This is a genomic window from Streptomyces sp. AC558_RSS880 (assembly GCF_019049255.1).
GTDB lineage: Bacteria > Actinomycetota > Actinomycetes > Streptomycetales > Streptomycetaceae > Streptomyces.
Window position 1 is genome coordinate 26,933 of sequence record NZ_JAGMUJ010000081.1, and the last position, 15,007, is coordinate 41,939.

At 72.2% G+C, this 15,007-nt stretch carries 16 protein-coding genes; 6 read left to right on the forward strand and 10 right to left on the reverse strand.

The window, feature by feature from the left end:
- From KUM38_RS24325 to KUM38_RS24340, 4 genes are all read right to left on the reverse strand, one after another.
- On the reverse strand, positions 1 to 684 hold the full coding sequence (locus tag KUM38_RS24325; protein ID WP_217131564.1) for an ABC transporter ATP-binding protein: 684 nt from the start codon (positions 682 to 684) through the stop codon (positions 1 to 3).
- A gap of 77 nt (positions 685 to 761) precedes the next feature.
- Positions 762 to 2,231, reverse strand: a complete 1,470-nt coding sequence (locus KUM38_RS24330) for an ABC transporter permease (protein WP_217131565.1) — start codon at positions 2,229 to 2,231, stop codon at positions 762 to 764.
- Positions 2,232 to 2,381: 150 nt separating this feature from the next.
- A complete protein-coding gene (locus KUM38_RS24335; protein WP_217131566.1) occupies positions 2,382 to 3,632 on the reverse strand; it encodes an Ig-like domain-containing protein in 1,251 nt (416 codons plus the stop codon).
- 240 nt (positions 3,633 to 3,872) lie between these two features.
- The gene (locus KUM38_RS24340; protein ID WP_217131568.1) at positions 3,873 to 4,232 is read right to left on the reverse strand and encodes a hypothetical protein; all 360 of its coding nucleotides are present in this window, start codon (positions 4,230 to 4,232) and stop codon (positions 3,873 to 3,875) included.
- 109 nt (positions 4,233 to 4,341) lie between these two features.
- Between KUM38_RS24340 and KUM38_RS24345 the strand changes: the two genes are divergently transcribed.
- Entirely contained in the window at positions 4,342 to 4,656 is a 315-nt protein-coding gene (locus tag KUM38_RS24345) for a hypothetical protein (protein WP_217131570.1), read from the forward strand.
- Between the two features lie 47 nt (positions 4,657 to 4,703).
- Here KUM38_RS24345 and hutH read toward each other — a convergent pair whose 3' ends face one another.
- From hutH to KUM38_RS24360, 3 genes are all read right to left on the reverse strand, one after another.
- Complete coding sequence (gene hutH, locus KUM38_RS24350; RefSeq protein ID WP_217131791.1) at positions 4,704 to 6,242, reverse strand: histidine ammonia-lyase; 1,539 nt, start codon at positions 6,240 to 6,242, stop codon at positions 4,704 to 4,706.
- Between the two features lie 82 nt (positions 6,243 to 6,324).
- Positions 6,325 to 7,473, reverse strand: coding sequence for a GGDEF domain-containing protein (locus tag KUM38_RS24355; RefSeq protein WP_217131572.1), 1,149 nt, complete (start codon positions 7,471 to 7,473; stop codon positions 6,325 to 6,327).
- Positions 7,474 to 7,537: 64 nt separating this feature from the next.
- Positions 7,538 to 8,338, reverse strand: coding sequence for an enoyl-CoA hydratase/isomerase family protein (locus KUM38_RS24360; RefSeq protein WP_217131581.1), 801 nt, complete (start codon positions 8,336 to 8,338; stop codon positions 7,538 to 7,540).
- 217 nt (positions 8,339 to 8,555) lie between these two features.
- Between KUM38_RS24360 and KUM38_RS24365 the strand changes: the two genes are divergently transcribed.
- A complete protein-coding gene (locus KUM38_RS24365) occupies positions 8,556 to 9,155 on the forward strand; it encodes a hypothetical protein (RefSeq protein WP_217131805.1) in 600 nt (199 codons plus the stop codon).
- A gap of 116 nt (positions 9,156 to 9,271) precedes the next feature.
- On the opposite strand, the gene KUM38_RS24370 is transcribed toward KUM38_RS24365, so the two are convergent.
- Positions 9,272 to 10,378 (reverse strand): adenylate/guanylate cyclase domain-containing protein, encoded by a 1,107-nt coding sequence (locus KUM38_RS24370; RefSeq protein WP_217131583.1) that lies wholly within the window; start codon positions 10,376 to 10,378, stop codon positions 9,272 to 9,274.
- 165 nt (positions 10,379 to 10,543) lie between these two features.
- Positions 10,544 to 11,428, reverse strand: coding sequence for a biotin--[acetyl-CoA-carboxylase] ligase (locus tag KUM38_RS24375; protein ID WP_217131585.1), 885 nt, complete (start codon positions 11,426 to 11,428; stop codon positions 10,544 to 10,546).
- Positions 11,429 to 11,728: 300 nt separating this feature from the next.
- Here KUM38_RS24375 and KUM38_RS24380 point away from each other — a divergent pair, with 300 nt between their 5' ends.
- From KUM38_RS24380 to KUM38_RS24390, 4 genes are all read left to right on the forward strand, one after another.
- Entirely contained in the window at positions 11,729 to 13,318 is a 1,590-nt protein-coding gene (locus KUM38_RS24380; protein ID WP_217131587.1) for an acyl-CoA carboxylase subunit beta, read from the forward strand.
- Between the two features lie 18 nt (positions 13,319 to 13,336).
- The gene (locus KUM38_RS24385; RefSeq protein ID WP_217131589.1) at positions 13,337 to 13,543 is read left to right on the forward strand and encodes an acyl-CoA carboxylase epsilon subunit; all 207 of its coding nucleotides are present in this window, start codon (positions 13,337 to 13,339) and stop codon (positions 13,541 to 13,543) included.
- Positions 13,544 to 13,721: 178 nt separating this feature from the next.
- Positions 13,722 to 13,850, forward strand: a complete 129-nt coding sequence (mmpB, locus tag KUM38_RS42985; RefSeq protein WP_106979509.1) for a morphogenic membrane protein MmpB — start codon at positions 13,722 to 13,724, stop codon at positions 13,848 to 13,850.
- Between the two features lie 31 nt (positions 13,851 to 13,881).
- Complete coding sequence (locus KUM38_RS24390) at positions 13,882 to 14,502, forward strand: nucleoside triphosphate pyrophosphatase (RefSeq protein ID WP_217131591.1); 621 nt, start codon at positions 13,882 to 13,884, stop codon at positions 14,500 to 14,502.
- On the opposite strand, the gene KUM38_RS24395 is transcribed toward KUM38_RS24390, so the two are convergent.
- Positions 14,471 to 14,962 (reverse strand): hypothetical protein, encoded by a 492-nt coding sequence (locus tag KUM38_RS24395; RefSeq protein ID WP_217131596.1) that lies wholly within the window; start codon positions 14,960 to 14,962, stop codon positions 14,471 to 14,473. The two genes, KUM38_RS24390 and KUM38_RS24395, sit on opposite strands and share 32 nt — an antisense overlap.
- Between the last annotated feature and the right edge of the window lie 45 nt (positions 14,963 to 15,007).

Genomic DNA, 15,007 nt, shown 5'->3' on the forward strand with positions numbered 1-15,007 from the left:
CTACGCGCGGGAGTTCTCCTTCACCGTGATCCGTCCCTTGCGGATCGTCGCCAGGCGCGGGGCCGCCTTCGCGATGGCCGAGTCGTGGGTGACCATGACGAAGGTCAGCCCCAGCTCCTTCCACATGCGGATGAGCACGTCCATGATCTCGTCGCGCATCGACTCGTCGAGGTTTCCGGTGGGTTCGTCGGCGAGCAGCACCTTCGGCTCCTTCACCAGCGCCCGCGCGATGGCGACGCGCTGCTGCTGGCCGCCGGACATCTCGCCGGGCAGGTGTCCGAGCCGCTCGCCCAGACCGACCGACGCCAGCGCCTCGGCGGCCTTCTCCCGGCGCTCCTTGGCCTTCACGCCGAGCGGGACGAGCGCGGTCTCGACGTTCTCCTGCGCGGTGAGCGTGGGGATCAGGTTGAACGACTGGAAGACGAAGCCGATGTTCTCGCTGCGGACCCGGGTGAGCCGGGCCTCGGGCAGCCTGGCCAGGTCGGTGCCGTCCAGGACGATCTCGCCGGAGCTGGGCCGGTCGAGCCCGCCGAGCATCTGCAGCAGCGTGGACTTGCCGCCGCCGGTGGGGCCCTGGATGACGAGCCGGTCGCCGTCGGGGATGGTCAGGTCGACTCCGTCGAGGGCGTGGACGGTCTCCTTGCCGCGCGTGTAGCGCCGGGTGACGCCTCTGAGTTCGTACATGGGTCTGCTCCTGGATCGCGTACGAGGGTGGGGCCCGTCCGCTGCGGGCGGGCCCCGGGGCAGGTGCCGGGCGGGTGCTACTCGACGCGGCGGAACGCGTCGGCCGGCCGCAGCCGGGAGGCGCGCCAGCCGCCGAAGGCGCCGGCGACGAGACCGCCGGCCACGGCGAGGCCGACCGCGAGGGCGACGGTGGTGAGGCTGACGGGCGCGGTGAGCGCGATGTCGAGGGTCTTGGCGGCGGTCTGCCGCCCGGGGCCGCCCATGCCTCCGCCACCGCCGGGTCCGCCCATGCCGCCGCCACCGCCGCCGAGCTGGGCCTGCAGGGTGGGGCTGACGGCCGTGACGGCGTAGGCGCCCGCCAGGCCGAGCGCGATGCCGAGGGCGCCGCCGATCAGGCCCTGGACCATGGACTCGCCGACCACCTGCCGGGTCACCCGGCCGGACTTCCAGCCCAGCGCCTTGAGGGTGCCGAACTCGCGCACCCGGCGGGAGACCGCCGAGGAGGTGAGCAGACCGGCGACCAGGAACGCGGCCACGAGGACCACGACCGACAGCCACTTGCCGACGCCGGCGGCGAGCGAGGAGGCGGTGGACAGGGAGCCGGAGACGGTGTCCGCGAGGTCGGCGGAGGTCGTGACGGTCGTACCGGAAATGTTCTTCTGGATCCCGGACTTGACGCTGTCGATCTGCTGGGAGTCGGTCGCCTGGACGTAGATCGTGGTGACCTTGTCCTTGGCGTCGGCGAGGGTCTGCGCCTGCTTCAGCGGCAGGTAGAGGTTGGCCGCGGCGTCCCCGCTGGTGGCGGTGGCGATGCCGATGACCTTGTACTCGGTACCCTTGACGGTGACGGTGTCACCGGTCTCTAGCTTCTTCTCCTTGGCGTAGGCGGAGTCGGCGACGGCGACCTTCGCGTCGGTCTCGGTCGACTTGAAGGTGCGTCCGTCGGTGATCTCGGAGGAGGTCAGCGGGCCGAGGGCGGGCTCGGTGACGTCGGTGCCGTAGACGGTGTAGCTGTTGACGTCGAAGCTGGCGCCGCCGCCCTCGACCCGGCCCTGCGGGGAGGTCTGGCCGGCCCCGGGACCGCCGCCCTGGTCGCCCTCGGCTCCTTGGCCGCTCTGGCCGTCCTGCTGGAACTGACCCCGGGTGAACTCTCCGCTCACCTTCATCACTTGGAGGCTCAGTCCGCCCACCGCGTCGGCGACGCCGTCCTGCTCGCCGACCTTGTCCACGGTGGAGCTCGCCAGGGTCTGGAAGCCCTGCACCATGACGCGGTCGCTGCTCTGTTCCTCGCCGGAGTCGTCGTCCTGGGCGTCGAACCGGAACCGGGGGCGCTCGCCGGCCGTCTGGGACTCGGCGGCCTTGGTGACCGTCATGTCCGTGCCGAGCCCGTAGAGGGACTGCAGGACCTTCTCCTGCGCCTTGCTCATGCCGGAGGACACGGAGTTGACCACGACGACCAGGGCGATGCCCAGGGCGAGGCCGGAGGCGACGACGAGGGCCGCCTTTCTGCGGCGGCGCAGCTCGCGCCTCAGGTAGGTGAAGAACATGGCGGCAAGCTAGGGACGGTGGGTGATGAAGCGATAAGCGCCCCATAAGAGCCCCATGAGAAGAAGACCGATGCCGCCGCCCGCTCCCCGAAGGGGCGGGCGGCGGCATCGGTCAGGTGGTGGGGTGAGGCGCCGCGTGCGCGGCCGGCGTCAGACCGCCGAGCCCGCCTTCCACTGCTCCCAGCTCATGTTCCAGCCGTTGAGGCCGTTGTCCGGGGCGATGGTCTTGTCGCCGGTGTTCTGGACGACGACCACGTCGCCGATGATCGAGTTGTCGTAGAACCAGGCGCCCGGCGTGCTCGGGTCGTTCGCGCCCTTGGTGTCGGACAGGCCCACGCAGCCGTGGCTGGTGTTGACGCTGCCGAAGATGGACTTGGCGCCCCAGTAGTTGCCGTGGATGAAGGTGCCGGAGGTGCTCAGACGCATGGCGTGCGGCACGTCCTTGATGTCGTACTCGCCCTTGCCGTCGTCGTCGGTGAAGCCGACCGTCGCGCCGTTCATCCGGGTCTCCTTGAACTTCTCGGAGATCACCATCTGGCCCTCGTAGGTCTTGTTCTCGGGCGCCCCGGCGGAGATCGGGATGGTGCGGACGGTCTTGCCGTCCTGCGTGACCTTCATCTGCTTGGTCTTGGCGTCGACGTACGTCACCTGGTTGCGGCCGATCTTGAAGGTGACCGTCTTCTGCTGGACGCCGACGACGCCCTCGGCGCCCTCGACACCGTCGAGCGCCAGCTTCAGCGTGACGGTGGAGTTCTCCTGCCAGTACTCGTCGGGCCGGCAGTCCATGCGGTTGGCGTTGAACCAGTGGCAGACGACCTCCTGGCCGCTGCTGCTGGTGACGGTGACGCCCTTCTGCACCTCGGCCTTGTTGGTGATCGCCTTGTCGAAGTTGATCGACACCGGCATGCCGACGCCGACGGTGGTGCCGTCGTCCGGGGTGAAGGTGCCGATGAAGCTGTTGTCCGGGGCGACCGTGGTGAACGAGGCGTTCTCGTGGGCGGCGAGGCCCGCGGCGTCCTCGGCGGTGGCCGACAGCTTGTAGGTGGTGGCCCGCTCCAGCTGGGCGCTGGGCTTCCAGCTCTTCTTGTCGGCGGATATCTCACCGGCGACGGCGGTGCCGTCGGCGGTGGTCATCTTCACCTCGGTGAGCGTGCCCTTGGTCACGGTCACGGTGGCGGAGTTGTTGATGGAGGCGTTGTTGGAGCCGTCCTTCGGCGTGATCTTGATCTGCGCCTCGGAGGACTTCTTGGCCGCCGCCTCGTCGACCTGGGCCTGCGAGTCGCCCTTGCCGCTGTCGCTCGAGGCGCTGCTGTCGCCACCGGAACACGCCGAGAGCACCAGTACTCCGCCGAGCAGAGCGGACGCGGCCGCCAGACTCCTGCGCCGCTTACCGTCCGTCATCACACGCTTCTCCATCGTTGCCGAATCCCAACCCCACGAGTCCCCGGCGCGAAGCCGAAGGACCTCGTCCACAACCTTCAACGCTACGACCGGGTGCTCCCGTTCCCCACGGCTCGCGGGTGTGGGGCTCGCCACGTCCGCCGGGGCGGACGGCGAGGGCGCCGGTCGGTGCCCCGTCGCTTGAGACGTCATCACCCGGGCGGCGGTTGCCGCCCGGGGTCACGATTTCCCCAAAACGCCTCAGCCTGCCCTGCCCGCCCCTTCTTCCTCATCGCCGTGGGGCTCGTCGTCATCGTCCTCGTCGAGGTCCCACTCCGGCGAATCGGGGTCGTAGTCGATCTCCTCGCCGCTCCAGGAGGCCTGCAGCAGTTCCACGCCCGGTACCTCGTCGATCAGGGCGAACGGATCGACGAGCTGGGCGAGGGCCTCCGCGGTGTCCTCCGTCACGGCGCTCTCGGCGTGTACCCGTTCCTCGTCCGGCATATCGCCGTCGTCCGCGATCCTGCGCAACGCGGCCCCGGTCACCGCCTCCTCGTCGTCGATCTCGAGGACGAGTTCCACACGAAGCCGTACAAACCGTGATGTCTCTGGGGTGCTCATGCTCGGAGCGTACGGCCTCGGGCCCCCGTGACTTTCCCGTGACCCGCGCTGTTCACTAACATCGCCCCACACGGCCAATTCGCCAGCACCACAAGGGGATCGATATTCCGTGTCATCCGCGCTCCGTCCGTTGCTGACCGCCACCGCCGCGGGCACCCTGCTGTGCGCCCTGTGGTTCGTCCCGTCCGCGAACGCGACCTCGAACACGCCGGTCGCGGACGCGGTCTCGGCAAGTCCGTCGCCGCAGGTCACGGAGCAGGCGAGAGTCGTGTCGACGTCCGTCGACAGCGCCGGTGGGGACGTCCGCCTCGCGGACACCGGCAGCTTCGACAGCACCCCGTACATCGTCGGCGGCACGACCTGCCTCGCCCTCGGCGCCGGTTTCGTCGTCTACTCGGTCCGCCGGGAACACCTGGGTCTGTAGACGCGCGCACCGGGGCCCGGCGGAACGGCCGCCGGGCCCCGGCCGGTTCAGGCCAGCGGTCCGGTGACCGTCTCCACGGCCGCCACCAGCCGCCCGTCCCGCACGAACGCGTCCGCCGCGGCGAGGTCGGGGGCGAGGTGACGGTCGGGCCCGGGACCGCCCACGCCCGCCGCCCGTACGGCCTCGACGACCGCCCGCGTGGCCGGTGCCGGGGTCAGCCCCTCGCGCAGTTCCACGGCCCGGGTGGCGGCGTACAGCTCGACGGCGACGACCCGGGTGAGGTTGTCGACGGCCGTCCGCAGTTTCCGCGCCGCCGACCAGCCCATGGAGACGTGGTCCTCCTGCATCGCGGAGGACGGGATCGAGTCCGCCGACGCCGGTACGGCGAGCCGCTTCAACTCGCTGACCAGGGCGGCCTGCGTGTACTGGGCGATCATCAGCCCGGAGTCCACACCGGGGTCGTCGGCGAGGAACGGCGGCAGCCCGTGGCTGCGGTTCTTGTCCAGCAGCCGGTCGGTGCGGCGCTCGGCGATGGAGGCGAGGTCGGCGACGGCGATGGCGAGGAAGTCCAGCACGTAGGCGACCGGCGCCCCGTGGAAGTTGCCGTTGGACTCGACCCGTCCGTCGGGCAGCACGACCGGATTGTCGACGGCGGAGGCGAGTTCGCGCTCGGCGACCAGCCGGGCGTGCGCCAGGGTGTCCCGCCCGGCGCCGGCGACCTGCGGGGCGCAGCGCACCGAGTAGGCGTCCTGGACCCGGGGCGCGTCGTCCTGGTGATGCCCCGTCAGTCCCGAACCCTTCAGTACGGCCAGCATGTTGGCGGCGCTGGCGGCCTGACCCGGGTGCGGGCGGATGGCGTGCAGTTCGGGGGCGAGCACCTTGTCGGTGCCGAGCAGTGCCTCCAGGGTCAGGGCGGCCGTGACGTCGGCGGACTTGTACAGGACGTCGAGGTCGGCGAGGGCCATGACCAGCATGCCGAGCATGCCGTCGGTGCCGTTGAGGAGGGCGAGCCCCTCCTTCTCGCGCAGTTCGACGGGCTGGATGCCGTGCTCGGCGAGCAGTTCACCGGCCGGCCGCACGCCCCCGTCGGGGCCCTCCGCCTCTCCCTCGCCCATCAGCGTGAGGGCGCAGTGGGACAGCGGGGCGAGGTCGCCGGAGCAGCCCAGGGAGCCGTACTCGTGCACGACCGGGGTGATCCCGGCGTTCAGCACGTCGGCCATCGTCCGCGCGACCTCGGGCCGGACGCCGGTGCGTCCGGAGCAGACGGTCTTCAGCCGCAGGAACATCAGGGCGCGGACGACCTCCCGCTCCACGCGGGGCCCCATGCCGGCGGCGTGCGAGCGGACGATGTTGCGCTGGAGCTGGGCACGGAGTTCCGGGCCGATGTGCCGGGTCGCCAGGGCGCCGAAGCCGGTGCTCACCCCGTACACGGGGTCCGGCTTCGCGGCCAGGGCGTCCACGATCTCGCGGGACGCGGCGAGGGCGGCCACCGCCTCCGCGGACAGTTCGACGCGGGCGCCGCCGCGCGCCACGGCGAGCACGTCGGACGCGGTCACGCCGGTCGTCCCCACCACCACAGTGTGCATATCCATATTCAGGAGCGTACGCAGTGAATTCAATAATGTCACCACCGGTTCGGCACCTCACCCCTTACCGAGGGGTCGCGCGCTACGGCGAATGCCGCCCCCGGAACCGGCGCCGTTCCCCGTCCGCCGCCCGTGAGGGCTCGTCCGCGAGCCGTACGACGGGATCGCCGGGCCCCTCCCGCCCGGCCACGACGGGATGCGCGGCGTGCTCGGCCTTGGCCCGGTACTGCGCCGCGTCGGCCAGCCGGAACAGCCGCCGGGCGGAGTGCACCGGCCCGACGGGATCCCCGGTGGACGCCACACCGCAGGCGACACCGTCCCCGATGCCCAGTTCCACGGCCCGTCGGCACACCTCGTCGGCCGCCTTGACGACCTCGTCGGCCGGCGGCCCCACGGCCAGCAGACAGAACTCGTCCCCGCCGAGCCGCGCCGCCAGGGCCCCCGGCAGCATGGCCCCGCACAGCGACAGCACGGTCCCGAACCGCTCGAGGAGCCGGTCCCCCACGGCGTGCCCCAGCGTGTCGTTGACCCGCTTCAGCCCGTTCAGGTCGCACACCACGAGGCTGACGACGGCCCCGTCGCGCCGGTGCCGCTCGACGGCCTCGTCGAGCCGCGCGTCCACGGCACGCCGGTTGGCCAGCCCGGTCAGCGAGTCCGTGTACGCCAGCCGCCGGACCTCCTCCAGCCGCTCGGTCTGCGCGAGCCCGGCGGCCACGACGGCGGCCAGGACCGTCGCGAAGTCGGCGTCGTCCCGCCCGAAGACGGGCGCCCCGGCCGGCCGGGCCACATACAGCTCGCCCCAGGCCCGCCCGTGCAGCACGATCGGCGCGACCACGCAGCACCCGCGCCCCCGCCGCCTGAGCGCGGCCACCCGCTGGTGGCGGTACCCGGCGCCCCCCGCCGAGGGCCCCTCGGCGGTCTCCACCCACGCGTCGGGCTCACCGCCCCCCGCCCACCGCTCGTGCAGGAACTCGGTGATCTCGGCGAACTGGTGCACCGGATAGGACTCGTCCTCCGGGAACTCCTCCTCGCCCTCGGCCAGCTCGCCGACGTTCACCAGGACCCGCAGTCGCCCGAGCTCCCGCTCCCACACCGACAGGGCGGCGAAGCTCCCGCCCAGCGCCCGGCAGGCCCCGCGGGCCGCGGCCCGCCAGGCGTCCCGCGAACCGTGCGCGGCGGCCATGCCCTGGGCCAGCGCCACCACGGCCGCCAGCCGGCTCTCCTCACCCATGACCCCAGATTAGGGAGATTTGCCGCCAACCGGGACATCGAGGAAGCGGGTGAAGGGCGCTCCGCTACTCCCCGGGCCACTCCGGCCTGCGCTTCTCGTTGAAGGCGGCGACCCCCTCCGCCCGGTCCCCCGAGAACGCCACCGACCGCCAGGCGGCGTCCTCGACCTCCAGCCCGGCGGACAGATCCAGCCCGTGCCCGAGCCGCAGCGCCCGCTTGGCCGCCCGTAGCCCCACCGGCGAGTTCCCGGCGATCCGGGACGCCATGGCGAGGGCCTCCTCCCGGTCCCGGCCCTCCTCCACCAGCTCGTCGACGAGCCCCAGCTCCCGGGCCTCGGCGGCCTCCACCCGCCGCGCCGTGAAGATCAGCTCGGCGGCCCGCGCCGCCCCCACCCGCCGGGGCAGCAGCTGCGTACCGCCCCCGCCCGGAATCACCCCGACCGACACCTCGGGCAGCCCCATGACGGCCGTGCGGTCGGCGACGATCACATCGCACGACAGGGCCAGCTCGAACCCGCCGCCGAGCGCGAACCCGTGCACCGCCGCCACCGTCGGCACGGGCAGCTCGAGCACCCCGGCGTACGCCCCGCGCGCCACGGGCCGCTGACGCACCAGATCGGCGTCGCTGAAGGAATTGCGCTCCTTCAGATCGGCCCCCACGCAGAACGCCCGCTCGTGCGAGGAGCTCAGCACCACCGCCCGTACGCTCCGGTCCTCCCCCAGCGCCGCGCAGGCACCGGCGATGGAGCGGGCCATCCCGGTCGACACGGCGTTCATGGCCTTGGGGCGGTCGAGGACGAGCTCCGCGACATGCCCCCGCTCATGCCGGCGCACCAGCACGAACTCCCCGAACCGTTCCTCACTCATCGACACCCTCCGGTTAACGCGGGTTAACTTCCACTCGTCCCGATCATCGCAGCCCGCGGCCACCGGGGAAAAGGGCGCACGCCCGGTTCCCTCGTCACCCCCCGCCCACCCGTTCGAGTGACATCACCCCGACTTCCCGGCCCGGCCCCTCACGGAAGCGCATAGCGTGCGCACACCGCGGCGCGTCGGGGGCGCGCACGCAGGGGAGGGGATCACGATGACACCGACCGCACCGATCGAGGAGCCACCGGCGGGCACCTCCCGCTTCCGGGGCCGCCACCGCAAGCCCCGCCCCCGCAAGGCCCTGCTGGCCGCGGGAAGCCTGGCCATGGCCGCGAGCGCCGTGACCCTGGTCCGCCTGGCCACCACCCAGGGCGACGGCACGGACATCGGCGCGGAGACGGGCCCGCGCCCCGTCCTCCACACGGACACCGGCACACCCACCGGTTCCTCCACCGGCTCCCCCACGACGAGCGAGGCCACCGGGCCCGCCCCCGAGGCGAGCCCGTCCTCCCCCACGGCCCTGGGCGGCAAGGACCGGGCCCCGCTCACCGCACCCGAACCGTCGTCCCCGGCCCGGCCCCCGACGACCGCCCCGGCCGCGGCGAGCACCCCGGCCACCCGGCTCCCGGCCACCCTGCGGCCCCAGCCGCCCGCACCCCCGTCACCGAGCACCCCGGGAACACCCCCACCGGCGCCCCGGGACCCGGCACCGGAACAGCCGGACGGACCAGACCCCGGCCACGACCACGACCACGACCCCGGCGGCCTGTGCGTACCGATCATCGGTCTCTGCGTGGGCGGCGACCGGGACTAGGACGAGAAGGCCGAAAGCAAGCCGAGACGGCCGGAAGCAAACCGATACGGCCGGGACCAGGACGAGACGGCCGGAAGCAAGCCGAAACAGCTGAGCCCAGGACAGGACGGCCAGAACTAAGCCGAGGCGGAAGCCCCGTTCCGGCGCGTGAGCAGCCAGGGCTCCACCACACCGAGGCCACGCACGGGCCGCTGCCACATCGGCTGGAGCGCGAACCGGTAGCTCGGCGGCTCCTCGCCCTCCTTCTCCGCCGCGGCCACCGCCTCGGCCGCCGCCGCCTCGGAGGCAGGGGCGTCACCGGTGCGGATCAACTCCTCGGCGAAGGCACTGTCGACCAGCACGGCGTCCCGGGGGGCTATGGACGTGAGCCGGGACGCCAGGTTCACGGTCGTGCCGAACACATCACCCATCCGGGTGGTCACCGTGCCGAACGCCATGCCGACCCGCAGCTCCGGCATGGTCTCGTCGTTCGCCATGGTCTCGATCAGCCGCATCGCGATGTCCGCGGCGACACCGGCGTCGTCGGCGGCGTAGAGCACCTCGTCGCCCAGCGTCTTGATGAGCCGCCCGCCCCGTGCGGCGACCAGATCGGCGGCCGTGGTCTCGAAGGCCTCGACGAGCTCACCGAGCTCCTCCTCCTCCATCCGCCGGGTCAGCCGCGTGAACCCCACGAGATCCGCGAAGGCGACGGCGAGCCGCCGGTCGACCATCTCCTCGTCGTCGGCGCCCTGCACGACCCGCCCGGCCGACGCGGCGAGCTGCCGCCGCCAGACGTACACGAGGAACTCCTCCAGCTCGGGCAGGAGCAGCTCGACGATCGGATACGTCACCTCGGTACGGGTCATGCCCGGCTCGGGCGGCTCGGTCAGCCCTTCCAGGAACGAGTCGATCTGCCACTCGGCCAGCCGGGCGGTGGTCTGCCCGGTGGACCGCGCCACCTGGACCGCCATGGCCTCGCTCAGCAGACCCGCCTCGACCAGACCGGCGAGCCGGCGCAGCGCGAGTACGTCGGCCTCGGTGAGGGCCTTGGCCTGGCCCACGTCGGCGAAACCCATCGCCCGCCAGAAGCGGGTGGCCAGCTCCATGGTGACGCCGGCGCTGCGGGCCGCCTGGAACGGTGTGTAACGGCGCTCGGCACCCAGGATGAGCTGTTCGAGGCGCAGGGCAAGCGGATCCTCGCCGTCGCCCTGCGCGTCCGTGGAACCCGAGTCGTCGACGGTCACGCGTGCCCTTCCGATCTGCCATGGCCAGGTGTCGACCGGGCTCAACTCTACGGCAGGTGTGCGCCAGCTCACTCCGTCGGGTTGAGCCGTGAGGTGGGGCGATCGGCGTCGCCCCGGAGGCCGGGGCCGGGTGCGGAACCCCGGCGTTCCCGCGGCCCCCCGGCGTCAGCGTGCGCGCAGGTGGACGATGTCGCCCGCGCCCACCGGTTCCTGCACGCCCTCCCCCGTGGCCAGCACCAACCGGCCGTCGCCGTCCACCGCGACCGCCTCCCCCACCAGCTCCCGGTCCCCGGGCAGCTCCGCCCGCACCACCCGCCCCAGCGTCGCGCACCCCGCCGCATACGTCTCCTGCAGGCCGCTCGGCCCCGGGTCGCCCCCCGCCGCCCGCCACCGCCCGTACCAGTCCTCCAGCGACCGCAGCACCCCCCGCAGCAACGGATCCCGGTCCGTACTCACCGCCCCCGCCAGCACCAGCGACCCCGCGGTCGGCACCGGCAGCTCGTCGGCCCGAAGGCTCACGTTGATCCCGACACCGATCACCACCCCGTCGTCACCGGCCCGCTCCGCCAGGATCCCGCCGGCCTTCCGCTCCTCGCCGCCCACCGTGACCAGCAGGTCGTTGGGCCACTTCAGCGCCGTGTCGACGCCCGCGGCCCGCGACAGTCCGGTCGCCACCGCGACGCCGGTCAGCAACGGCAGCCAGCCCCACCGCGCCACGGGCACCTCGGCGGGCCGCAACAGCACGGAGAAGAACAACCCCGACCGGGCCGGCGCCGTCCACCGCCGGTCGAGGCGCCCGCGCGCGGCGGTCTGTTCCTCGGCGACGAGGACGACACCCTCCTCGAGCGGCCCCTCGGCGGCCCGCGCCACCAGATCGGAGTTGGTGGACCCGGTCCGCTGCACCACGTCCAGCTGCGTCCACAATCCGCCCGCGCGCACAAGTCCCCGGCGCAGTCCGGCGGCGTTCAACGGCGGGCGGCCGAGGTCCGACCAACGTCCCGACCTCGGCTCACTGGGCCCATTGGGCTTACCTTCACCATGTGGTGTCATGCGACCCACACTAGATTTGACATCCTCCGCCCCGCACAGGGGACGGATGCCGGCCCCGAGGGCCGAGGTTCACGGGCGCTCGACCGTTCTCACGGTGTCACCCCTCCGACGTGTCCCGCCGCGACGCCTCGACCGTACCCAGGAGCACGGTGATGACGTGGGCTCTTCGAGGATCTCCTTCCCGCGTCTGTGAAGGGGGAGGCGGTGTGGGAAAGACCGCACTGCCGAACGGAGGGCCCCCCACTACGCTACGGATGAGTAACCGTCCCCCCTTTTGAGCAGGCAGGGAGCCGCATCCCGATGTCCGAGCCGGAAGAGCAGCAGCCTGACATCCACACGACCGCGGGCAAGCTCGCGGATCTGAAGCGTCGTATCGAAGAGGCGACGCACGCCGGCTCCGCACGCGCCGTCGAAAAGCAGCACGCCAAGGGCAAGCTGACGGCCCGTGAGCGGATCGACCTCCTGCTCGACGAGGGGTCCTTCGTCGAACTGGACGAGTTCGCCCGGCACCGCTCCACCAACTTCGGCCTCGACGCCAACCGCCCCTACGGCGACGGCGTCGTCACCGGCTACGGCACCGTCGACGGCCGCCCGGTCGCCGTCTTCTCCCAGGACTTCACCGTCTTCGGCGGGGCGCTGGGCGAGGTCTACGGCCAGAAGATCGTCAAGGTCATGGACTTCGCGCTGAAGACCGGCTGCCCGGTCATCGGCATCAACGACTCCGGTGGCGCCCGCATCCAGGAAGGCGTGGCCTCCCTCGGCGCGTACGGCGAGATCTTCCGCCGCAACACCCACGCCTCCGGTGTGATCCCGCAGATCAGCCTGGTCGTCGGCCCGTGCGCGGGCGGCGCGGTGTACTCCCCCGCGATCACCGACTTCACGGTCATGGTCGACCAGACCAGCCACATGTTCATCACCGGCCCGGACGTCATCAAGACCGTCACCGGCGAGGACGTCGGCTTCGAGGAGCTCGGCGGCGCCCGCACCCACAACACCGCCTCCGGCGTCGCCCACCACATGGCCGGCGACGAGAAGGACGCGATCGAGTACGTCAAGCAGCTCCTGTCCTACCTGCCGTCGAACAACCTCTCCGACCCCCCGGCGTTCCCGGAGGAGGCGGACCTGACGGTCACCGACGAGGACCTCGAGCTCGACACGATCGTCCCGGACTCGGCGAACCAGCCCTACGACATGCACACGGTGATCGAGCACGTCCTCGACGACGCCGAGTTCTTCGAGACCCAGCCGCTGTTCGCGCCGAACATCCTCACCGGCTACGGCCGCGTCGAGGGCCGCCCCGTCGGCATCGTCGCCAACCAGCCGATGCAGTTCGCCGGCTGCCTGGACATCACCGCCTCCGAGAAGGCGGCCCGCTTCGTGCGCACCTGCGACGCCTTCAACATCCCGGTGATCACCTTCGTCGACGTCCCCGGCTTCCTGCCCGGCGTGGACCAGGAGCACGACGGCATCATCCGCCGCGGCGCCAAACTGATCTACGCCTACGCCGAGGCCACCGTCCCCCTCATCACCGTGATCACCCGCAAGGCCTTCGGCGGCGCCTACGACGTCATGGGCTCCAAGCACCTGGGCGCCGACCTCAACCTGGCCTGGCCGACGGCCCAGATCGCGGTGATGGGCGCACAGGGAGCGGTCAACATCCTGCACCGCCGCACCATCGCCGAGTCGGAGGACCCGGAGGAGACCCGCGCGAGGCTGATGCGGGAGTACGAGGACGCCCTCCTCAACCCCTACGTCGCGGCCGAGCGCGGCTACGTCGACGCGGTGATCATGCCGTCCGACACCCGCCGGCACATCGTCCGCGGACTGCGTCAGCTGCGTACGAAGCGGGAATCCCTGCCCCCGAAGAAGCACGGCAACATCCCCCTCTGACCCCGGTAAGGAGCCGACGTGATCAAGGTCGTACGGGGCAACCCCACCCCGGAGGAGCTGGCCGCCGCACTGGCGGTGGTCCGGGCGCGCGCCGCGGCGGCGTCAGCCGTGCCGCCCGGCGCGCCCGCCCCCCGCGACGCGTGGTCCGACCCGTCCCGCCTCGCGGCCCGGAGCGTCCCGAGCCCGGGCCCGACGTCCTGGACCCGCACATACTGGCCCGGCTAGCGACGACCAGCCCAGGGGCGCGGGGCTGGGCCCATGTGCGGCGGCCCCGCCACGCGGGCGCACGGCACGACAGCCCCGCGTCCCTGCTCGAGACGGCACGACAGCCCCGACAGCCCCGCGTCCCTACTTGAGTACGCGTACTCAGGCACCCCGGCCGGCCAAGCCCCACGCTGGTGGCATGCTGTGGTCCGACCCCGAGAACGAGCCGCCCAAGGAACTGCGGGACACGCAGGACATGCTGCGGCGGCTGGGCGTTCTCATGGCGCTGGCCATGGTGCTCGCCATGCTCGTGATCGGCGTGAGATGAGGCATCCGGGCCACGTCGATACGCTGACCGCATGACAGATCAGCCGCGCCGCCGACTCGTGCTCGCCTCCCAGTCCCCCGCCCGGCTCGGGCTGCTCCGCCAGGCCGGGCTGGACCCCGAGGTGATCGTCAGCGGGGTCGACGAGGACGCCGTCACCGCCCCCACCCCCGCCGAACTGGCGCTCGCCCTGGCCGAGGCCAAGGCCTCCGTCGTCGCCGCGAAGCCCGAGGTCAAGGGCGCGCTGGTGATCGGCTGCGACTCGGTCCTGGAACTGGACGGCCAGGCCCTCGGCAAGCCCGCGGACGCCGGGGAGGCCACGGCGCGCTGGAAGTCCATGCGGGGCCGTGCCGGCACCTTGCAGACCGGCCACTGCGTCTACGACACCCTCAGTGGCCGCTACGTCTCCGCCACCGCCTCCACCGTGGTCCGTTTCGGTGATCCCAGCGACGAGGAGATCGCCTCCTACGTGGCCTCCGGCGAACCGCTCCACGTCGCCGGGGCGTTCACCCTGGACGGCCGCTCCGCCCCGTTCATCGACGGCATCGACGGCGACCACGGCAACGTCATCGGCATCAGCCTGCCCCTGGTCCGGCGCCTCCTCGCCGACCTCGGCGTCGGCATCACGGAGCTGTGGGCGCCGCCGGAGGAGTGACCGGAGGCGTGACCGGAGAGCCGTCACCGCCGGCGCCGCCCTCGGGAGCGGCGTCGGCCGGCTGCTCCGGACGGCCGTCGTACGTCATCAGCAGCAGCACGATCAGCCCGAGTACGAGCACCATCCAGAGGAACGCGAGCGGGCCGACCAGGCCCCATGTGACCGCGCCCAGCAGCGCGTGCACCACCGCCGCGCTGACCAGCAGCACCCGGCCGAGCCCGGCGGGCGCCCGGTCGCGCAGGGCGGTCAGCAGGGCCACCAGGCCGCACAGCGCGAAGTAGAGCCCGAAGACGATTCCGCCGGTCTTCGAGGACGTCGACATCACGTCCGGATCGAGACCGGCCAGCGACATGTCCTGCCGGTCGACGACGACACCCAGGAACCAGTTCAGCGCCGCGATGCCGAGCGCCTCGGCGAACAGCACGAGCGCCACGACCCACGCCACCGGTCTGCGCACCACCGGCCCCCACCTACTTTCGAGCACACTTGTGGTTACCCCGAGTAT